Raw genomic sequence first — 20741 nt, forward strand, 5'->3', positions numbered from 1 at the left:
CTCCTTCAGGAGAGGGTCGGGGTGAGGTTTACTATTACTTAAACTTTACCAATTTCTTCCGTCCCAGGTCATAAGTGATCCGGAAGGCCTCCTGGTTATCATTAAACTTGGTTGGCGAGAAGTGTAGGCTCAGGATAAATTGCCCTTTGATGTGATCGAACAAAAACGGCGTGTAGATGATATCCAACCTGTTGTACAGCTTCTTTTCGTAATAAGAATCGCCGTAGGTAACGTGATGCCCCTGCCCGGCGTAAAACTCTTCATAAAAGGCCATTCGTTTGTAGCTGGCATAAGCGCTGGCTACAAACCCTTTTGGCGTATTAAAGCCGCCGCCATTATTCTCCCGGGTGCGTTCTAAAGAAAGCATTCCGCCAGCTTCAAAAGACAGCGAATCCAGCCCGGTAAATTTGGTAAGGTTTAACCCGGCACGAACCTGTGCCGCACCATTATCGCGTATATGGTCGTTAGGAATAGATACCGCAGGACCGGCGTCGTGCAGCATCATAAAATAGTCTTTCAGGTAAAAAATACCGGTAGCAGAAGGCCGGTAGGTGGCAGATTGTCCAAAGATGAACTGTTCGCGGTCGGTATTGGTTTGCCGGCTCACCCAATCTAAGAATCCTGTAAAAGTAATATGGGCATTCTGGTAACGGGCGTGCAAACCTTCAATATTAGGGCGATAATATCTTAGGGTATCGTTCAGCATGGCGCGCGGAAAGTCAGAAACCAGTCCTTCGCGCGGAAACATACCGGCGTTGAACAGCCAGCTTTTGCTTTCAAAACGATAGTAGGCAACCGGATCTACCTTCAGGAAATAAGGTTTTGCGCCCCATTCGTGAATGCCGTTAACACCCACTACAAAATGGTTAAGGCTATCCAGGTTCAAACCCATATCAAGCGCGGTACGAACGCCCGAATAAGTACGCGAACGTGGGATAAAAGCTTTGTATTCACGGTTATCCAAAAAGCCGAATCCGTTAAAGTGGATGTCGAGGTCTTGGGCAAAGCCTTGCACGCATAGCATCAGCAGTATAGCAACAAGGTAAAAGTGTTTCTTGGTCATTAGCAATTATTCTACGGTAAAATTAACAATCCGGCTATTTCTGCCACCAGGAAAAGGTTCTGTCCGCAAGGAAAAAATAAGATCATAATTTCCTTTTTGTACAGGCGCCTTTAACGGGAAGGTATAATTAATAGTTTGATGCGGTTTTAAAGAGATGTTATAAATGTTGGCAGGGCTGCGAACAGCATAATCCATACGGTCGTTCTGGATAAAACAGGCGCCGAAATAGAGTTTATGCAATTCGCCTTCATTGCTGAAGTTGACAGGATAATCATACGGGTTGGTGATGGTAAGATGAAAAACCATGGGCTGGCCCGGTTTAGCCTTTACTTTGTAAGTATCGCTTTCTACTTTAACGCGCTGATAGGTGCGGGTATCGTCCAGCCAGTAGGTGTATGCTTTGTACTTTACAGTTTGAAGGCTATCCATCGCCAGGCTGGTATCTCTTGCCTGGGTAATATACAGGGTGCGTTTGTGCTGAAAGCGGTCTTCCAGCGGCCATAACTCATATTGGGTACGGCGATAGAAGCGGTTATCGTAGGCAAAGCCCTTTAAAGAGTTGGTGTAGAAGTTGTATTTCGAAGGATCCTGGAAACCGTCGGGAAAGATCACATATGCATCGCCTGCTCTTTGTTTAATCTGCGCTGCCCATTCGCGGTAGCCGTAAAGGCTGTCTATCTGGTTGCGGTGTTTCAGGAAATCGAACCCGGCGATCAGCATCAGGCGTAGTAGTACGATTAGGGACAGATTGATTACCGCAATGTAAGTCATCCAGGGTTTCCAATTTTGTTTTTGCCCAAGAGTGATCAACGCAAGCAGGATCAGCGGGATAAAGGCGATGAGTGTCCAATGGGGTTGAACGTTGCCTTTTAATGTATTGAACAAAAAGAAAGCAAAGGTGCTAGCGGCGTTCACCAGCAGCGTGCGTATAAACGCGTCCTTCACTTTAATTTGCGCTACCAAGGTAAAGAGCAGCCAGCCGATCAGCGGACCGGCCATGAGCAACTGCCCTGGCAGGAAAGACAGCGTATTGCTTAGATCGTAGGTTTCAGAAGAACGCTCGAACAAATGGTAATTTACCGAAGGGTACCCGTGGCTGACCTGCCACCAGATGTGCGGCAGATATAACAGGACGGTAATAAGGCAGATGATCCAGAATGTTCTGCGCTGCAATAATTTTATGTTCGCAAATACAGAAAAGCCGATCAATAGTACCGCGTGGTACTTGCTGTAAAGTAATGCAGCAAGTGTGATGCTTAGTAAAAGTGCCACTGGTAACTTATCTTCTACCAGGTAACGTTGAAAAAGAAAATAAAAAAGGATAGCATAGCAGAACAGTGGAGCATCCGGTGTGGTAATAAAACCGTAAATATGGAAGATAAACACCCCGCCCGTTAGCAGGACAAATTGCTTTGCATTGGCATTGTATTGTTTAACCGTAAGCCAGAGCAAGGCAAGTGCGGCGGTGCTGCTGAGTACGGTAAGCAGACGCAAACCGAGTTCGTTCTGAAAAATGCTGTAACCAATGCGAATGAAAACGGCGACCATTGGCGGGTGGTCAAAATAACCCCAATCTAAAAAGCGCGAATACACCCAATAGTAAGCTTCATCTGAATGCAGGCCCAACGTTGCTGCCTGTAGCAGGTTAAGTACGGTCCACCCGAGCAGGAACAGCCAGATTAATTTCTCCGGGTGATTTGAATTTTCTTGAGCGGGCGCCTGCATAAATTAAAAGGTAGCGCAGCAAAGATAATGTATAAACAACAATGCCTGCTGTTTAATTTAGCAGGCATTTGTTAAATAGCTTATGCTTTGATCTGGAAGGAAGAAAGGCTGACGAACTGTTGTACACGTTCGCTTACTTCTGAAGGGGAAAGGTTTTTGATTTTCTCCGTTCCGAATTTTTCTACGCAGAACGAAGCCAGGGCAGAACCATAGATGATGGCATTCTTCATGTGTTCGAAACTTACCTCGCCGGCCTTTGCCATGTAACCAATGAAACCACCTGCGAAGGTATCGCCAGCACCAGTTGGGTCAAACACTTCTTCTAACGGAAGCGCCGGCGCAGAAAAGATCTGGTTTTCGCCAAACAGCAAAGCGCCATGTTCACCTTTTTTAATCACCAGGTATTTCGGCCCCATGGTTAATATTTTGTTGGCAGCTTTTACCAACGAATACTCGCCGGATAGCTGGCGGGCCTCAGCATCATTGATCGTCAGCACGTCTACCATCTTCAATGTTTCCAGCAGATCGTTCAGGGCAATGTCCATCCAGAAGTTCATGGTGTCCATCACGATCAGCTTTGGGCGGTTGTGAAGACGTTTGATAACCGTTTGCTGCACCTGTGGGGTTAAGTTACCCAGCATCAGGTACTGGCAGTCCTGGTAGCTTTCAGGGATGATAGGGTCGAAGTCGGCCAGAACGTTCAGGTCGGTCACGAGGGTATCGCGGCTGTTCATGTCGTTATGATATTTACCGCTCCAGAAGAAAGATTTCTCCCCTGCTTTAATCTGCAGCCCTTCGGTATCGATATGGTGGTTTTTAAATTCGTCTATTTCATTTTGCGGAAAATCGTCGCCCACTACTGCCACGATCTTTACTTTATCATAGAAGTAAGAGGCTGAAAGACTGGCATATGTAGCAGCGCCACCCACAATTTTATCTGTTTTTCCGAACGGAGTTTCAATAGCGTCGAACGCTACGGTACCTATAACTACAAGGCTCATTAAAAAATATTTTAAAAAATTTCTTTACAAATATTGTGAAATTAAAGGAGACTTCATACTTTTGCACCACTCTAACACGAAGTAAGTACTCCTGAGTAGCTCAGCCGGTTAGAGCATCTGACTGTTAATCAGAGGGTCGCTGGTTCGAGCCCAGCCTCAGGAGCAAAATGTAAAGCCTTTCAGCAGACGCTGGAGGGCTTTTTTGTTTTGAGTCAATTCTGATAGGTTCAAATTAGTGCCCCTTTGATAGTAAGTTGTTCGTACACTGTTCGTACAACCGGATGCCATAACCCCAACATTATGGTTTATCTGAAATTCGTTTTAAATGATTTACACATCCTACCTTCTAAAAGTTAAGGGGGAAGATGAAACTCTCCTCAATCTTAAAAATACAACTACAGTTGATATGAAGGGGGTATAAAAACTCATTTTTTAATAAAAGTGTAGTTGAAAAATTTTCTAAAAAATTACTCCTTACATCAATATTAAACTACGATTGATGGATACCAACTCATTAGCTATAGCCTGTACATCACTAATAGATAAACAAGGTTCGAAGTAAGTAATGAAGCTCAACATTTCGTTTAAAGTTAAAATCTTCACGTGTTGAAACTCTTCGACAGGCTTGTGTTTAATTAAAACTATTAGGTTTCTTATTGGAATTTTCCTTTCACCCCAATGATGCGTTTTAATTCTCAACCTCGAACTAGCGATTTTGTCATTTATAACCCTGTAGAGCGCATGGTTTGTTCTTTTGATTTGGTGTACAGGAGAGTGAATATTTAAATTTCCCATAGACTCTTGACTCCAATTTTTGGTCTCTATCAGGAATATGCCTGAAGTTGATAATAAAATGTGATCGATCTGAATAGATTTTATGTAATCGTCGTTCTGTTGACGATATATCGCGGGATGAAATTCTAGTGTGAAATCATTGATTAGTATGTACTCATCAGAGAGTTTTTCCAACTCTTTTACGACTTTTTGTTCGCCGATGGCTCCGTATATATGGTTATTGATTTGATCAACAACGTTCTTTTTCCTAGTTAACTCCCGTAGCTCTGCCTCGCCACTTTGGTTTACTGCGTCGTCAAATCTTGTATTGATATAGTTTAAGCGTATATTTTTATGATTGTAATCAGCTATTAATGGCTCTAAAGCAGATGAGATCTTTTGTTCATAATCTTTTATTACTGACTGTAATTTGAGTTTATAACCAACGATTTTTAGAGGACTTAGAAACCTTTGAAAGGAGTTGGAATGATTCAATTTTAGGTTATTAATCTTAGTCTCAAACGTTTCTTGCTCAACTACCAACGATTGTTCTAATTCAGCTTTCTTACTGTCAATAAAATTTTTCAATTTAGGTATTTCCCTGCTCAAGTCATCTGATTCCTTCTTAATTACCTGTCGATGGTTTAAAATGATTTTTTGGCGTAAAGCGGAAAATTCATTTTGAAAAGCAATTAACTCTTTTACAGATTTAAAATTATGGATATTGTGCGCTAGTAAGCGATTCTTAACCGCCGTTAATGATCCTACACTATTGTAAACCTTGCACATGGCCTATCGTGACTTTTTTTTAGGTTTATAAGTGATTATTAGTAGGCATCAAAATACAGAATCCTCAAAACAAATCCACTACACTTTTTATAACTAGGAGTTATAAAACCCTTTTTTATTATTTTTCTGTAGTAGACTTTTATGCCTTAATCCATGTTTTTCGTTGCCGGTATAAAGTAAGAAAAACGAAATTTAGTGGATTGATAAACTTGAAATGGATAGTAAGAATTAAGAATCGTACTTTGGGCAATAGCTATGTTTAAACAATATGTCTGCTACTTCCTCTATGGCTTCATTATTTTTTATCTCAACTTGTTCATGTGGGGATTTTCAGCAGGTGCTGCAGACTTTAGGCCGTACCTAACATTAATTTCATCGATACTTCTTTTTCTAGTTGCTTCTATATCGGCTTTATGTAATCGTAAGATGGGTGCTATTATAGGAGTGTTGGTATTACAGGAGTAACGCCATTTGCAGGCTATTTAGTCGAAGAATCCTTCCACCCAAAGCCTAATTTTATTATATTACTAATAGTTATTAGCTTGTCAGTATTATTTCTTCTAAGCTTGCTTGTTACGATAAACGTGTTAAGGAATTATAGACAGCAGACCTACGTCCTTCAGATAAACAAGTATGCTAAGTTAGGATTGACATTATTACCTATATCTGTATTCGTTTGGTGGATAGTTGGTGTATTTCTAGTTCGATAGCCTTCAATTTTAAATCTAATCCCAAAATTTCCTTCCCGGTATAAAGTAAGAAAAACTAAAAAAACTGGATTGAATTGGAATTAGAATGATAGAATTATTCAGCAAAGTTACGCTTATAGCTGCTGTAGCGGGCAAGAGCTTCCGGCATAAACACTACTTCACTCACTATCCCTTAATTTCTCGCTACTTTTTTGGAAGTTTATTTTGGGGATATAAATTTCTTTAAAAAGAAATTTAATTAATCATACCTTAAAATTGAACTTTAAAAGGCAATTTTGGGTGTGATTATTTGCATTTAAATAATAATTTGGAGGTAAAAATGTAATATTATTAATATTATAAAGGTATTTGTTTTATTATTTAAATTATGTAAGTTTGAGGGCAAGCTGTCAGCAAACGATGAAAAAACGTATTTGTTTATTAAAGGTGCTGATTTTGGGTTGGTTATGTTTGGTGACTATCGCTGTTTCTGCCCAAGCTGATACTGCTTCAAACGCAGAAAAAGTGGCTTTGCCTTTAGACGGGAAGCAGATAATATTTACCCAATCGTGGACTTTAAAATCTTCTGTAACCAAAAACCAGGTTACTGAAATTGCGAATGAGTGGTTTAAAAACAGTTTTAAAGCGAAGAAAGATAAGGTAGAGGCAGTTGATAAAGAGAAAGGGAACTTCCTGGCTACGGGTTATCGGGTGATACCTGGTGTTACTTACTATAATTATCCGGTTAGCCCGGTTGTAAAATTCAGCGTCGAGGTTACTGTACAGGATAACGTTTGTACTTTGAAACTTCACGGACTTAAATCCTTATTTAAGGTATTTAATGAAGTAGAAGTACCTGTTGAAGAAGAATACAACAACTATTTGAATAATAAAAATAAGAAAGGTTCTTTTGTGAGCCGGGAAGAATATAACAAGCACGCCGATACTGCTTTTAAAAATCTGAAGGCAGAAATGACCAGGCTGACGGTTTCGTTTAAAGGAGCTTTAGGTCAGGCAATTTAAACCGGATCAGGGCGTGCCAGAGGTTGATCTTTTAGAATTATCGTATAGCAAATTTTAACAGTTGTTGATTTTTGCATTAATAAATTGTTGAACAAAAGCCTCTTAGCGGAGGGATATCATCTGCATTATATGAAGAGATTAAATTTTTACTTTTTCTTAGCCGTAGCGGCTCTATTCGTACAAAATGCCCGTGCACAGTCTAACAACTCCGGCGTTTTCAGAGAAAATACATGGCGTGCATCTGTAGGTCCTACCTTCGGCATACTGGCTAACCCGCCGCATCAGTTCAAATACGGTATTGGCGCAGAGGGCCACCTGGAGTATTATCCAAACAATTACACCGGTATTACTTTCTCTACAGGTTATACAACCCTGCCATTAAGCAAAAAGGCCAATCCTGGCATTACAAAATTAGGCTTTGTGCCTGTTACAGTTGGTTATAAGGGCTTTGTATCTACCAATTTTTATCTTTCTGTAGATGCGGGTGCTAGTTTTGTGACCAGTGGTAACAAGCAAACAAAATTTGTTTACGTGCCATCAATTGGTTACAATAATCCAGATATAGGTATTGATGTGAGCTTCCGTTATCAGCACTTTGATTATACCCAGAGCTACATTAACTACGTCAGCCTTGCTGGTATCCACGTTACTTACTCATTTCAATTAGGTAGCGGCGGCTTCTAATATTTAAGTTATAAGCTGAAGGCAATCATAAAAGCTTTCGGTTCTATTTATAGTTATATAAAAGCGGATCTTGATTAGCAAGATCCGCTTTTTTTGTTTGATCACTATTTATATAAAGCTCCGTAGGTTTGGCAAGCCCGGTAGTCAGATCCTTCCGGGTCCATCCCAAAAGCCGACCATGCAGAAGGCCGGAAAATCCGCTCGGCTTCTACATTGTGCATGGAGACAGGGATACGCAGCATTGATGCCATTGATATTAATAAATGGCCAACATGCCCATAGGCAATAGAACCATGGTTAGCGCCCCATGCGGCCATCACGGCGTAAACATCACGGAAGTTTCCTGCGCCGGTTAGCTTTGGAACAAACCAGGTTGTAGGCCAGGTTTTATCTGTACGATCATCCAATATCTGGTGAACGTTTGCAGGCAAATCTATCGTTTCGCCTTCTGCGATCTGTAATACCGGGCCAATACCTTTTACCAGATTTAAACGGCACATGGTAACAGGCATACCGCCTTTGGTCACAAATTTTGAAGAATAGCCCCCACCTCTGAAATAACCGTTGTTTGCAGGGTACCAGGTGGTTGCTTTTAAACAGTTATCAGCCTCTTGCTCGTCAATTTCCCAGAAAGGTTTCATCACCGGTTTACCGTCGCGGCTTTGCTGCCCGGATCCGTCTAAAGTCGCAGAGCCAGAGTTGATGAGATGGATGAAGCCCGAAGCAGCTGCCCCGTCCGGACGCCATTTGCTTACCCGTTCAACCGCGTCAGGGCTCCAGTAGGTGCGTACATCGGCAAAAATCTGTGCGGAGTTAGTTAGTAAATAACCGAACAACATCGAAAGGCCGTTTAATGAGTCATTTTCGGTGGCAACCATGTATGGTGCCCGTATGCCATTCCAGTCAAAGGATGAATTCAGTATCGCTTCAGAGAAGTCGCCGTTAGGCAGGAAATCTGTCCATTGCCGCTGACCCTGGAAGCCGGAAACGATGGCGTGATGCCCTTGCGCTTCCTCCTTGTAACCAAGTTCGGCTAATTTTGGGTTGCCGATCATCAGGTCGCGGATAATGATGGTCATTTTTACAACAAATTCCCAGTCTTTGTTTTTCTGCTCGCGGTCGAACTGTTTTTCAGCAGCATTGTAATCCTCGCCCTCTTTACAGTTGGCTTTTACCCAGGCCAAGGCTTTTTCAAATTCCTGCTGGTCGAATATATTTTTCTGGATACGGCGAAGTACTTCCGAAGAATCGACATATTCATTGCGCATACCTAAATAATCTTTAAACAGGTCGGGCACAACGATAGAACCCGCGATCCCCATAGATACCGAACCGATAGCCAGGTAAGATTTACCCCTCATGATAGCAACGGCTAAACCTGCTTTGGCAAAGGTGAGCAGTTTATCCTTCACGTCATCCGGGATGGTTTCATCCCCAAGGTCTTGTACATCGTGGCCATAGATACCAAAGGCAGGCAGTCCCATTTGGTTATGAGCGGCAAGAGTAGCAGCCAGGTAAACAGCGCCAGGCCGTTCCGTACCATTGAACCCCCAAATAGCTTTTGGCATGGTGGGGTGCATATCCATTGTTTCGCTGCCATAACACCAGCATGGGGTTACAGATAAGGATACCCCAACATTGCTGGTTTCGAACTTTTGGGCGCAGGCGGCAGCTTCTGCCACACCGCCTATACAGGTGTCGGCAATTATGCATTGCACGGGGGTGCCATCGGGGTAGCGCAGCTCTGCTGCAAACAATGCCGCCACATTTTCTGCCATTTTCATGGTGGTATCTTCAAGCGATTCGCGTACGCCGCCGTACCGCCCGTCTATAATAGGCCGGATGCCGATTTTAGGATAGTTAGCTATCATGGTTTTTATTGGTTTACTTCTAAGCTAAAATATAAATTGTTTAAACGTTTAAGCAATTAAATCAAAAAATTTTATCTACGCCTGATACTGCTCTTTTGAACAATGAGGGTTGCAGGGATTTCTATCTTTTCTGGCTCATGCGCCGGGGTAAATTGTTTAAGCAGTAGTTGTACCGCAGCCGCCCCGATCCTGGAAATGTCCTGTTTAACGTAGGTAAGCGGCGCATAGAAAAAGTCAAAAGCCTCGCTTCCGTCAAAACTTACCAGGCCGAGTTCGTCTGGTACGTTGATCCCAAGCTGATGGATGATTTTTAAACAGGCTACGGCAAGAGAGTTATTCGAAAAGAAAAGTGCGTCCACAGCATCATCACCGGTTAGGATGTTTTTCAAATGCTTTTCCAACTCATTTTGCGCGCCATGATAATTTGCTCTTATCAGCCATTCTTCTTTAAAACCAATGCCACGTTGTTCCAACGCAGCTTTATAGCCGCGTACCCTTTCGCTTACATGAAATAGTTGGTTTTGATAGGTAACCATACCAACATTGCTATAGCCATTTTCGATCAGATGGGTTACTGCTGATTTTGCTGCCCCGAAATTATTGATGTAAACAGCGCTGGTATCAAGGGTAGGGAAATAGCGATCGATCAGAACAATGGGAATATTTCTGTTTTGCAGATTTTCAATTTGTTCCTGCGTATGTTCTGCCGGGGCGATGATCAATCCGTCTACCTGCCGGTTGATTAAAGTTTCTGTTAGCGCCATAGATTTTTGGGCGTCTTCGTCAGAACTGCCAAAGATCACCGTATAACCGTTTTTGCTGGCTTCATCTTCAATAACGCGGGCAATATTCGCAAAGAACGGATTAGAGATGTCGGCTACAATTAGTCCTATGGTTTTCGTCCGTCCGCTTTTTAACCCTTTGGCGATCAGGTTAGGCTGGTAGTTGAGGTCTTTTGCCGCCTGCTTAATACGTTCGGCCATCTCTTTTCCCACTCGGGCCTGTTCTGCTTTATTATTAAGCACGTAGGACACCAGTGCAACCGAAACACCCAGATGTGCCGCGATATCTTTCAGAGATGTTTTTTTATTCATCCGTCTAATTTATAGCAATTAAATATTTTTTTCCTGTTAGAAGTGTGGTTTCTAAAACTATTAATGATCTTAGTACCCGTACATTTTACATTTAATAAGAAAAAATCATGTTAGATCTGACCGGAAAAATAGCTTTCATTACCGGAGGAGGTAGCGGTATAGGTAAAGCGACCTCAGTTGTATTTGCCAGGCAAGGCGCTATCGTTCACATCATAGAAATTAATGCGGACAATGCTTCGCAGACAGCCAGGGAAATTGAGCAGGCTGGTGGTAAAGCATTCATCCATCAGTGCGATGTCAGCAATCAGCAGCAGGTTAAAGAGGTAGTGGCAGAGATTGGCGACATTGATATATTGGTGAACAGTGCAGGCGTGGCCCATGTTGGTAAAGCGGACAATACGAGCGAAGCAGATTTTGATCGCCTGTACCAGATCAATGTAAAAGGGGTGTATAATTGCCTGCATGAGATCATTCCGGTGATGGTGAAGAACAATAACGGCGTTATCCTGAACCTTTCATCCATTGCAGCAGTAGTAGGCCTCACAGACCGTTTTGCTTACTCCATGACCAAAGGTGCGGTACAAGCCATGACGTATTCTGTTGCCCGTGATTATATCAAAAACAATATCCGTTGTAATTGCATTTGCCCGGCACGTGTCCATACGCCTTTTGTAGATAATTTTATTGCGAAGAATTATCCCGGGCAGGAGCAGGAAATCTTTGATAAACTTTCAGCTTCGCAGCCAATCGGCCGTATGGGAAGTACAGAAGAAATTGCCAACCTGATCTTGTACCTATGTTCTGATGAAGCTTCATTCATCACCGGGTCTGACTATGGTATTGACGGCGGCTTCATCAAGCTGAATACCTGATAATAGCTTAATCATTATACGATCAACAAAAAAGGAGCAGTAATGCTCCTTTTTTGTTGTCCTTTTACATAGAACTATATAATATTTATTTAATAAGGGTGATAGAAGCCGCACGTTCTATCTTCTTGTGCGCATAGGTATCCGTTCCCTGGAAAACCCAGTAATACACTCCGGCAGGTGCTGCTTTGCCTTTGTAGGTACCATCCCAGTAGTCCTGCTGGCTTTGGGTACTGTAAACAATTTGCCCATTCCGGTCATAAATGGTTAATGAATTAAAGGTCACATAACCCTCCAATTCAAACTTAAAGTAATCATTAATACCGTCGTTATTTGGTGTAAAGGTATTAGGGCAAAGGACTTTAAAAGGATCGGGTGGGGTTATGGTTATCGTCACCGGTACCACCGTTGTACAGCCCGCCTCGTTCACTCCCTTAATATAATACGTTCCGCTCTCGTTTACTTTTGATGATGAGGATATCGTAGCTTCCGGATTGGTATAGTAGCTGTAATTAACGTTAAGCTCAGGTGTGAACGTTTGTTCCAGGTCAACAGCATCTGGATATTGTACCGGCGATGGTGTGGTTACTTTTATAACAGGATCGCCAATTACTACTTTTACTGGTAAAATATTCATACAGCCTTCAGCATTCACCCCCTGGATGTAATAGGTGCCTTCCTGCTTCACGGCATTTGGCGTATATAGAAAGTCCAGTGTGACGGGGTCTGTAAAATAGCTGTATTTAATATCCGGATCGCTGCCCGCCGTCACGTTGCTACGTGTTAGGTCAACGCCGGTACCGGGGCAACCACGCACCACACTTGCTACTTTCATCACAAAAGGAGCATCTATTTTATTGACAACCGTATTAAAAACATCCGGGCAGCCAAGGCCTTCGTAGGGAACAATGGTAACAGAATATTTAGTTTGGTCCGGCGGGCAAGGCGTTAGCGTCAACGCTTCACTGTTGCCAACGATATTATTCTGCGCATCGCGCCAGACATAATTATCAAAGCCAGGAGGGGCATGCAGTGTCATACTGGTTTGTCCGGCGCAGTAGGAATTACCGGTTACGGTACTTCCGCAGTTTTCATCAAGATCTATGTAGGCATAGCCAAAGTGGGACCCATTGTTTTTTGTACAATCGTTGGTGGTGAATTCCAGCCTGATGCGCTTACCGGCGTAGCCATTTAAGTTGATCGTAGAAGAAGACCATCCTTTGTAGTAAACAGTGCCTGCATTACTAGATACTTTAGAGGCTTTAAACCCAGGCAGATTACTGGAAGAGATAAAGTCAAACGCCGGGCAGTCCAGCGTCTTATTGTCTGTAAGATCAAAAACATTCACTCTAAACCGTGGCTGTTCAAACGGTAGGTGTGCACTACTGGGGTTTTGAAGTACCAGGGCATAGTTGAAAATTAAACTGAAGGTATTACCGGCAGGCACTACAAACTCGTAAGTTAGCCGTTCTGCTCCTTGCTGCGCCTGGTCATTTCCAAGTTTAACCGAGTATTTACCACCGTTTGGGCACAATGTCGGGAAGTCGCCCCAAGGATCCATGGTAGGGTAGGTAGTCGCGCTTTGAATGGTATGGCGATTGTTCATCGGGCCGGTGAGCGACAGATCTAAGCTTCCGTCTGTGCGTACCTTTCCGGCGTAAGCTTCCCAACCAGTAAAAGTGCCGCTTTCAAAACCAATGTTAGTAAGGCACTGCGAAAAACAGGTGAATGTGGAAATAAGCAATATTGCTATAAGGTTGATTAGGAGCTTCATAAAGTTACTAAAGCTAATAAATATTAAGTTAAGGGTAAAAACATTCAGAGATATAAATAAACTTTATGCAGCAGCCTCGGGCTGAAAGAGATGTTGGTGTATATTTGGATATAGAACACACACATATGAAACCTATTATAACACCAGAAGCGCTCGCCACAATGGATTGGAAAGATTTGGTAATTGTTGATGCCAGAAGTGGGCCGGATGCTTATCAAAGATATCTTCACGCCCATTTGCAGGGAGCAGTATTTGCTGATCTGGATAATGACCTGGCCGCAAAGCCGGTTGATGCGGCAGTTGGAGGAAGGCATCCCTTACCCAGCCCGGCAGACTTTGCAAAGGTATTAACGCGGTTGGGTATAACGCCCCAAAGCCATGTGGTAATTTATGATGATAAAGCGGGTGCTAACCCGGCAGCACGCATGTGGTGGATGCTTAAAGCCATTGGCCATGAGCAGGTACAGGTTTTGAGCGGTGGGCTACAGGCTGCAATGGATCAGCACTTACCGGTTACCAGTCATTTAAGCGCCCCTGTAGCTACAGCAGAATATCCCGTACCAGCTGGTTTTAATGGGACAGCGGATATAGAGGAAGTAAAAGCCGCCGTGAAAGATGGAAACCGGAAAGTGATAGATGTGCGCGAGTCTGCACGGTACCTGGGGTACACAGAACCGCTTGACCTGATCGCAGGCCATATCCCTGGTGCGGTTAACATGCCTTACTCAAACAATATGACACCTGATAACCGCTACCTAGGCGAAGACGAACTAAAGAAGAACTACCAGGAACTGCTGGGCAATGTAGCCGCAGAACAGGTGATTGTTCATTGTGGTTCTGGCGTTACGGCATGCCATACCCTGCTGGCGTTGGAAGAAGCCGGGTTAACGGGTGCAAAGCTCTATGTGGGCTCATGGAGCGAATGGTCTCGCCGTGACCTGCCGATAGCCAAAGAGGAAGTTTAATTGGAATCGTCGGGTTTCTTATTATTCTGCTTGGGTTTCTTACCGTCTTTCGCTTTTTCTTCTTTCTCTGCGTTTTTGTCCGCATCATGAGGGAAATTTCTACCGGTAGACGTCACCCTGGAATCGCGCTGGGTAGAGCAGGCCTGTAGCGAACAAAAGGCGTAAATAACTATCGCAACGGAAACTAAATACTTTTTCATAAGGCTGATTATGTTATAAAAATACATTTTTCAGCCGATAATACCTTCTAAAAATAAAACGGCCGCCCATTTTGCAGGCGGCCGTCTCTTGTTAGTATCTGCCGTTGTTGTAGTAACCATCGCGATCATAGTGATGATCATGGTAACGGTCATTATCATACCGGCGATCATATCTGTAATGATGTCTGTACGTATCGTTCTCTACCATACAACTACTTAGAGAACCTACTATGGCTGCAATTACTGCTATGCCTAATATCCTGCGCTTCATAATCTCTGCTTTTATTTATTAGTAGGAGTGTTTTGTCACGAAAAGGATTAATAGTAACACTAATTTTACTGCAATAAATTACGTCGGTTTTTTAAAACCAGCTTTACTGAAACTCTAATAAACAGTATACTTGCCCTAAGCTGTTAAAAAGTGTTAACGTCAACAATCAAAGCCATTTTGCAGCGTTATAGTGACTTAAATTTAAACTTTTGAAAAAATATCTTTACCCGCTTCTGTTCCTGTTTTGCTTTTCATCTGCTTTTGCACAGCGCGATAGCTTGCCCGTGACAACGGTTGTACAGAAAGCTGCCGTATCTAATTCGGAACACCCTATAGAAAAGGTATACCTGCATTTCGATAAGCCATATTACGCAGTTGGCGATACCGTGTGGTTTAAAGCTTACCTGACAATGGATGTGCATCTGCCTTCGGCGATCAGTAAAGTTGTAAACGTAGACGTGATCGGTCCGCGCGATAGTTTGATAGAATCTTTCAGGATACCGGTTACCAACAGTACGGGATCGGGCAGGTTTGTTTTAAACGGAACCACCTACCGCCAGGGAAATTACCGCATCCGCGCTTATACCAACTGGATGCTAAACTTCAAAACCTCTTACTTCTTTGATAAAACCATTGCCATTGGCAACGCGCTGAATAAGGAACTAAGTACGCAGGTAAGTTATTATGGCAACCCCGATGGAAAAGGTGCAAAGCCGGGAGCAAAGATTTTTTATAAGGACAAGGCAGGTAATATCCTGGCGGGTAAAAAAGTAGAGTGGCGTATCGAAACGAATGGCGATGTGATTACGCGCGGACGTGGTACTACGGATGCCAAAGGTTACCTGGATGTACCCGTAGAAGATAACAAAGTGAAGAACTTTGCGGGCAGTACCATCATTACCAGCGTAGAGGTGGCAGAGAAGAAAACTGCCTCTGCCAGTTTTTCGCTTAAGAACGCCTTTGGCGCCCCCGACCTGCAGTTTTTCCCCGAAGGCGGCTTACTGCTTTCTAATATTCCTATGCAGGTAGCCTTTAAGGCTATCCGTAGCAGTGGTTTGGGGATAGATGTAAAAGGGACTATCGTGGATGGTACGGGCAAGGTAGTTGCCGATTTTTCGTCGCAGCACCTGGGTATGGGTAAGGTAACCTTCACCCCCGAGGCTAATACCACCTATAAAGCCAATGCAGAATTTGCTGATGGCAGTAAAGCAACCGTATTATTGCCCCGTGTAGTATCAAACGGCGTGGTGCTGAGCGTCAATAATGCCCAGCCGGATAACCTGGTGATTCAGATCGCCTCTACGCCGGCCTTCTATGAAAAGTACAAGAACCGTGTTTTTTATCTCATAGCACGCTCCGGCGGTACCATCGCCTACGCGGCGCAAACGGCTTTAACCAGCCAGACGTATTCGGCGGTGATTCCCAAGTCTAAATTTAAATCTGGCGTGATATCGCTTTCGTTATTGACTTCTTCGAGCGACCCGGTAAGCGAGCGTTTGGTTTATATCAACCGGGATGATAACCTGAACCTGACGCTCAGCAGCGATAAGCCTGCTTACGCCGCGCGGCAGCATGTGGCCATGAAACTTACCGCTAAACAAGGCGCTGTTCCGTCGGAAGGTAGCTTTTCCGTGGCGGTAATTGATGAGACAAAGGTGCCGTTTAAAGAAGATGCCGAAACCACTATTTTAACCAATCTGCTGCTTACAAGTGATATTACCGGTTACGTAGAACAGCCGAATTATTATTTCAATAAACCTGACGCAAAGAAAAATGCGGATCTGGATGTATTGATGATGACGCAGGGTTTCCGGCAGTTTGATTTGTATGATGTAGTATGGGATAAAGTACCGCGCGCAACTATCGCCCCTGAGCAAGGGATAGACCTTGGCGGTACCCTTCGTAAACTGAACGGTATGCCTGTATTTAGAGGGGCTGTAAGATTGATCATTCCTGATAAAAACTATTCTGCGGAAACAACCACCGATGCCGACGGTAACTTTGTGTTTAAAAACGTGCAGTTTACAGATTCATCAAAGGTTACGGTAAGCGCCCGCAATAACCCGGATTCGCGGAATATGAAGATTACTATGAATGGTGATATCTTCCCATCGATAGCCAAATCTGAAAACGTAGCCGATGAAATACCTAATATCGATAGCGTGCTGAATACCTATATCCTTAACAGCGAAAAACAATATAAATTTAACCAGATACTGAAAGAGGTAGTGATCAAAAGTGCCCCGGTGATCAAGAAGGTATCCCATAATGACTATTCGGCGCTTACCGGGCTTCCGGCAATGGCCGACCGGCAGTTGAGCGGCGAGATGCTGAAGGGCTGTAATAACTTCTTCCTCTGTATCCAGAATTCGTTGCCGGGCGTGACGTTTGATAACGGAAACTTTTATATCTCGCGAAATTACACCCAGGGCGACCGAACACCAATGCAGATTTATGTGAAGGGGATGCAGGGAGATGTGAATTACCTGATGAGTGTTAACCCCGCAGAAGTTGAATCTGTCGAGGTGTTCTTTAATGATGGGGTAAGCGGGATCAACCGGATGACCAGCACCGCAGGGGTAATTTCAGTAAATATGAAAGAAGCACCGAAAGGAACGCCAATGAAGCTGAGCGATCTGAAGCAGTTATTCCCGGATCAAAATATCGTCACCTTTACTCCAAAAGGTTATATCAAATACAAACAGTTTTACTCGCCTAAATATACGGTGGTAAAAAGCATTGCCGTGAGCGACCTGCGCACCACCATCTTCTGGAGCCCGAACATCATCACTGATAAAACAGGTACGGCTGTGTTTGATTTTTATAATTCAGATGGACGAGGTACTTACAAGGCCATTGTAGAAGGTATAGATAAAGACGGGAATATCGGCCGAGGCATTTATCGTTTTACTGTTAAATAACAGCGTTTAACCCTGTAAAGATTTATAACTTTTCGGGTGCGGGATGGTCTGGCTGGCAAAAGCCAGTTGGCCACGTCTGCCGCGTTAGCCACATCCGCCGCATTCGCCACATTTACCGGGCGGCCATAGGTTTTATAACTTTTAAGTCAGGATTACTGACGTAAAAATGGCAGCAACGTTAGCGCATGCGCACATTTTGTAATGCATGCGGGAAACAGCGGACGATTTAATCGTCATTCAAGCTTACGCACGCATTGCAAATGCGCGCGAGAAGTTAAGAGGGGAAACGCCTTGATATTTGCAAACGTTTGAAGCGTATTTAGGAAAAATATAGCACCCGCGCGCATTTGTAATGCTTGCGGGAAATAGCGGACGATTTAATCGTCATTCAACCTTACGCACGCATTGCAAATGCGCGCGATAAGTAAAGGGGAAAAGCCCTGACGATTTGATTGCCTTATAACAACATCGCTTTATTTAATAAACCTGCCTGTGGTGCGGGCGAAATGCGAGCCTGCTGCTGGGCGCACATGAACTGATACCGGCAATAACGGTGATAACCAACAATAATCCTGCTGCTACTTTTCTCATCTTGCTACTTTGTTTGTTAATGCCTTCTACGAAACATAACCACATAGGTTACAACAATAAAAAAGAGCCGCTGGTACTGGCGGCTCTTGAAATCGAATTATCTTGTTTACGCGCTTCGCTTCTCTGCAAAGTAGCGTTCCAGCGCATCATAAAGCGACGGTAGCAATAATCCTTTCTCGCTTCCCAGTACGCTGTATTGCGGGCGTTTGGCTTTGTACCTAAAGTTGGTTAATGGCAGCGACCGTACTAAGCTGGTGCGGATACCTTCCTTTTCTGCTACGGCATAGGCAAGGTTAGCCCAGCTGATCTCCCCCTGGTTACTCATATGCCAGATGCCATGTTCGCCGTCCAGCAGCAGATCAAGGCTGTTATTTACCAGGTCGGGCACGTAAGTGGGCGAGATGTATACATCGGCAGCGGCGGCAAACTCTTTTCCTTGTCTTAATTCATTCAGTGCCACCTGGATGAAGTTGTACTGATCCCAGGGCCCAAAGAATGCACTCGTTCTAATGATTAGCGCGTCCGGGTTACCAGCCAGTACCCTTGCTTCTGCCAGCGACTTGCTTTCGCCATAAATATTCAACGGCGACTTATTGTCGCTTTCTGTATAAGGCTTATTCTTGCTGCCGTTAAAAACAAGGTCGGTAGAGTAGGTGAGTAGCCGTACGCTGTATTTTTCGCAAAGTGTAGCCAGGTTTTCTGCCCCGGCTGTATTCAGTAAGAAGCAGGCATCACGGTCGGTTTCGGCGTCATCTACGCGTACAAATCCGGCAGTGTTTACTATTGCCCATGGTTTTTTCTCAGCTATCACCCGTTCTACCTGTACCGGGTTTGTAATATCCATTTCCTGCCTGCCCAGGTGCTCATAAACAATCCCCCGGCTTTCGCAGATGCGCGCAAAGGCCTTGCCTAAAGTGCCGCTTTTACCCACGATTAGCAGTGGTTGGATGGTCTTTTTTTGTTCCTCTTGCATTGGTGTAGCATCATGGCAATAAATAGCCCTTACCGGCCTTTTCCACCAGCCATGGACATCCAGTACGGGGTGATGGAAGTTTTTCCCTGCGCTATATTGCTGTAGCATATGGCCCAGGATGGTTTTCCGCGCATAGCCCGATCTCAGGTCGAACACGCCGGTTTCATAATCGCCGTTTGGTTTGGTGAGTAATTTATTCCAACCGTGCGAACCCAGAACAGCCCACGCGGTAATGGCTTCCAGCTGATAACCTTCTTCACGCAATTGGTTGGTATCGTGCCAGATCTCGTCCAGCCAGCGCATCTGTTCTTCGCGGGTGCAATGAAGGTGTACCTCGGTTACCGCTACCTTTACGTCGCCATACCGGTTAAAAACTTCTTTTAACAGCCCATACAAACCTTCTGGTTTAGCATGGCCCACGCGCACAGCTTCAACATCTGCGTACTGGTGCCGGCCATTGCCCCCGTAAGTGTGCACAGGGTAGTTTTCCAGCCGTTCATCCAGATAACGTTCGGATGTGAGGTAATGATTAATACCGATGATATCCGGCTTGCAAACATTATCCAGGAAAAACTGAAGATCAGCCGACGGGATTCCGATATGCGTCAGAAAGTGCCACATCCCGTGATCATGATGTACGCGACCGCTTAGCAGGTCAAACGTTAGCCACCGGCGAACGTTTTCGTGCTGGGCCTGGTAGGCTAACAACGGGGTACTATGTGTTTTTCCTAAATCGTCCGTCTGTACCAGTTTTGCATTAGGGTTTATCTCCCGTATCGCCTGCATAGCCAGCACGGTAGCTTTACATTCGTTCAGTAGTATACGTGCAAATTCCAGCACATCTTTGTGATGTGGATGCCAAATACCATACAACCCACAAAAGCGGGCTGTGGTTAAAGGCTCATTTACCGGCGTATAGTACTCAATCCAGGGGAACCTTTCGGCTACTTCACGGGCATAAGCTGCCAGCCCTGTTGCGAATGATTCTTCGGCCATGTGTACCCAAGCCGGGCCGCTACCATGATGGACTAGTCCGGCTATCGGTTCAACCCCTGTTTCCCTTAATTTATCCAGTCTTTTTGCCGTTGCCGACCAGTCGATCAACCGGCCGGGTTCGGGCATATGTTTTTCCCATAAAATGGGGTATCTTAATTTTTTTATTCCCAGTTCCGAAATCAGTTTCAGGTCGTCCTCGCGTTCGTAATGGCCGTTATATTCCAACTGGTCGAAATAATCATCATTTACACGGTTACACGTACACTCTAATCCACCCCAGATTTCTACTCCCGGTAAGCTCTGCTTTTCCATAATTTTATCTTTTCGGTCTCTTTGTTAAGACCAGCCGGTTGTTAAAGTTTTTGTTTACAGTATATACCTAATATGATATAGCTGCTTTTCTTTCACATAAGCATAGCTGACGAGCAGAGCGTCAGCGTTCTTATGTTTCGCGTCCTGTGTCTGACC

The 20741-nt window shown here is 44.1% G+C and carries 15 protein-coding genes and 1 tRNA gene; 6 read left to right on the plus strand and 10 right to left on the minus strand.

Translation table 11 applies throughout. The annotated features are described in order from the left end of the window. Window positions 1-34: 34 nt before the first annotated feature. From MUY27_RS18055 to MUY27_RS18065, 3 genes are all read right to left on the minus strand, one after another. Window positions 35-1063, minus strand: a complete 1029-nt coding sequence (locus MUY27_RS18055) for a hypothetical protein (protein WP_245132401.1) — start codon at window positions 1061-1063, stop codon at window positions 35-37. Between the two features lie 6 nt (window positions 1064-1069). Then, window positions 1070-2788, minus strand: a complete 1719-nt coding sequence (locus MUY27_RS18060; RefSeq protein ID WP_245132402.1) for an ArnT family glycosyltransferase — start codon at window positions 2786-2788, stop codon at window positions 1070-1072. Window positions 2789-2868: 80 nt separating this feature from the next. Further along, window positions 2869-3789: a PfkB family carbohydrate kinase gene (locus MUY27_RS18065; protein WP_245132403.1), complete on the minus strand. Its 921-nt coding sequence runs from the start codon at window positions 3787-3789 to the stop codon at window positions 2869-2871. Window positions 3790-3878: 89 nt separating this feature from the next. Between MUY27_RS18065 and MUY27_RS18070 the strand changes: the two genes are divergently transcribed. Beyond that, a tRNA-Asn gene (locus tag MUY27_RS18070) sits at window positions 3879-3952 on the plus strand. 311 nt (window positions 3953-4263) lie between these two features. Here the strand turns inward: MUY27_RS18070 and MUY27_RS18075 are convergent. After that, window positions 4264-5352, minus strand: coding sequence for a nuclease-related domain-containing protein (locus tag MUY27_RS18075; protein WP_245132405.1), 1089 nt, complete (start codon window positions 5350-5352; stop codon window positions 4264-4266). A 1109-nt stretch (window positions 5353-6461) separates the two neighbouring features. Here MUY27_RS18075 and MUY27_RS18080 point away from each other — a divergent pair. Next, window positions 6462-7064 carry a DUF4468 domain-containing protein gene (locus MUY27_RS18080; RefSeq protein ID WP_245132407.1) on the plus strand — a complete coding sequence of 201 codons (603 nt, stop codon included), beginning with the start codon at window positions 6462-6464 and terminating at the stop codon, window positions 7062-7064. Window positions 7065-7193: 129 nt separating this feature from the next. Next, window positions 7194-7748: a hypothetical protein gene (locus tag MUY27_RS18085; RefSeq protein WP_245132409.1), complete on the plus strand. Its 555-nt coding sequence runs from the start codon at window positions 7194-7196 to the stop codon at window positions 7746-7748. Between the two features lie 104 nt (window positions 7749-7852). Here MUY27_RS18085 and MUY27_RS18090 read toward each other — a convergent pair whose 3' ends face one another. Continuing rightward, the gene (locus MUY27_RS18090) at window positions 7853-9619 is read right to left on the minus strand and encodes an L-fucose isomerase (protein WP_245132411.1); all 1767 of its coding nucleotides are present in this window, start codon (window positions 9617-9619) and stop codon (window positions 7853-7855) included. Between the two features lie 71 nt (window positions 9620-9690). Continuing rightward, entirely contained in the window at window positions 9691-10713 is a 1023-nt protein-coding gene (locus MUY27_RS18095) for a LacI family DNA-binding transcriptional regulator (protein ID WP_245132413.1), read from the minus strand. Between the two features lie 107 nt (window positions 10714-10820). Between MUY27_RS18095 and MUY27_RS18100 the strand changes: the two genes are divergently transcribed. Further along, window positions 10821-11585, plus strand: coding sequence for an SDR family NAD(P)-dependent oxidoreductase (locus MUY27_RS18100; protein WP_245132414.1), 765 nt, complete (start codon window positions 10821-10823; stop codon window positions 11583-11585). A gap of 85 nt (window positions 11586-11670) precedes the next feature. Here MUY27_RS18100 and MUY27_RS18105 read toward each other — a convergent pair whose 3' ends face one another. Then, window positions 11671-13356, minus strand: coding sequence for a T9SS type B sorting domain-containing protein (locus tag MUY27_RS18105; RefSeq protein WP_245132416.1), 1686 nt, complete (start codon window positions 13354-13356; stop codon window positions 11671-11673). A gap of 125 nt (window positions 13357-13481) precedes the next feature. Between MUY27_RS18105 and MUY27_RS18110 the strand changes: the two genes are divergently transcribed. Next, window positions 13482-14321 carry a sulfurtransferase gene (locus MUY27_RS18110; protein ID WP_245132417.1) on the plus strand — a complete coding sequence of 280 codons (840 nt, stop codon included), beginning with the start codon at window positions 13482-13484 and terminating at the stop codon, window positions 14319-14321. Here the strand turns inward: MUY27_RS18110 and MUY27_RS18115 are convergent. After that, window positions 14318-14521: a hypothetical protein gene (locus MUY27_RS18115; protein WP_245132419.1), complete on the minus strand. Its 204-nt coding sequence runs from the start codon at window positions 14519-14521 to the stop codon at window positions 14318-14320. The two genes, MUY27_RS18110 and MUY27_RS18115, sit on opposite strands and share 4 nt — an antisense overlap. 91 nt (window positions 14522-14612) lie before the next feature. Then, window positions 14613-14792 (minus strand): hypothetical protein, encoded by a 180-nt coding sequence (locus tag MUY27_RS18120; protein WP_245132420.1) that lies wholly within the window; start codon window positions 14790-14792, stop codon window positions 14613-14615. Window positions 14793-15001: 209 nt separating this feature from the next. Between MUY27_RS18120 and MUY27_RS18125 the strand changes: the two genes are divergently transcribed. After that, window positions 15002-17713: a carboxypeptidase-like regulatory domain-containing protein gene (locus tag MUY27_RS18125; protein WP_245132422.1), complete on the plus strand. Its 2712-nt coding sequence runs from the start codon at window positions 15002-15004 to the stop codon at window positions 17711-17713. A gap of 697 nt (window positions 17714-18410) precedes the next feature. Here MUY27_RS18125 and MUY27_RS18130 read toward each other — a convergent pair. Continuing rightward, a complete protein-coding gene (locus MUY27_RS18130; RefSeq protein WP_245132424.1) occupies window positions 18411-20585 on the minus strand; it encodes a family 1 glycosylhydrolase in 2175 nt (724 codons plus the stop codon). Between the last annotated feature and the right edge of the window lie 156 nt (window positions 20586-20741).

It is taken from the genome of Mucilaginibacter straminoryzae, assembly GCF_022953055.1.
Classification (GTDB): domain Bacteria; phylum Bacteroidota; class Bacteroidia; order Sphingobacteriales; family Sphingobacteriaceae; genus Mucilaginibacter; species Mucilaginibacter straminoryzae.

What these genes read in the sequence shown, in the direction of transcription:
- MUY27_RS18055 (WP_245132401.1), bottom strand. Translation starts at nt 1,063, where the DNA reads ATGACCAAGAAACACTTTTACCTTGTTGCTATACTGCTGATGCTATGC.
- MUY27_RS18060 (WP_245132402.1), bottom strand. Translation starts at nt 2,788, where the DNA reads ATGCAGGCGCCCGCTCAAGAAAATTCAAATCACCCGGAGAAATTAATC.
- MUY27_RS18065 (WP_245132403.1), bottom strand. Translation starts at nt 3,789, where the DNA reads ATGAGCCTTGTAGTTATAGGTACCGTAGCGTTCGACGCTATTGAAACT.
- MUY27_RS18075 (WP_245132405.1), bottom strand. Translation starts at nt 5,352, where the DNA reads ATGTGCAAGGTTTACAATAGTGTAGGATCATTAACGGCGGTTAAGAAT.
- MUY27_RS18080 (WP_245132407.1), top strand. Translation starts at nt 6,462, where the DNA reads ATGAAAAAACGTATTTGTTTATTAAAGGTGCTGATTTTGGGTTGGTTA.
- MUY27_RS18085 (WP_245132409.1), top strand. Translation starts at nt 7,194, where the DNA reads ATGAAGAGATTAAATTTTTACTTTTTCTTAGCCGTAGCGGCTCTATTC.
- MUY27_RS18090 (WP_245132411.1), bottom strand. Translation starts at nt 9,619, where the DNA reads ATGATAGCTAACTATCCTAAAATCGGCATCCGGCCTATTATAGACGGG.
- MUY27_RS18095 (WP_245132413.1), bottom strand. Translation starts at nt 10,713, where the DNA reads ATGAATAAAAAAACATCTCTGAAAGATATCGCGGCACATCTGGGTGTT.
- MUY27_RS18100 (WP_245132414.1), top strand. Translation starts at nt 10,821, where the DNA reads ATGTTAGATCTGACCGGAAAAATAGCTTTCATTACCGGAGGAGGTAGC.
- MUY27_RS18105 (WP_245132416.1), bottom strand. Translation starts at nt 13,356, where the DNA reads ATGAAGCTCCTAATCAACCTTATAGCAATATTGCTTATTTCCACATTC.
- MUY27_RS18110 (WP_245132417.1), top strand. Translation starts at nt 13,482, where the DNA reads ATGAAACCTATTATAACACCAGAAGCGCTCGCCACAATGGATTGGAAA.
- MUY27_RS18115 (WP_245132419.1), bottom strand. Translation starts at nt 14,521, where the DNA reads ATGAAAAAGTATTTAGTTTCCGTTGCGATAGTTATTTACGCCTTTTGT.
- MUY27_RS18120 (WP_245132420.1), bottom strand. Translation starts at nt 14,792, where the DNA reads ATGAAGCGCAGGATATTAGGCATAGCAGTAATTGCAGCCATAGTAGGT.
- MUY27_RS18130 (WP_245132424.1), bottom strand. Translation starts at nt 20,585, where the DNA reads ATGGAAAAGCAGAGCTTACCGGGAGTAGAAATCTGGGGTGGATTAGAG.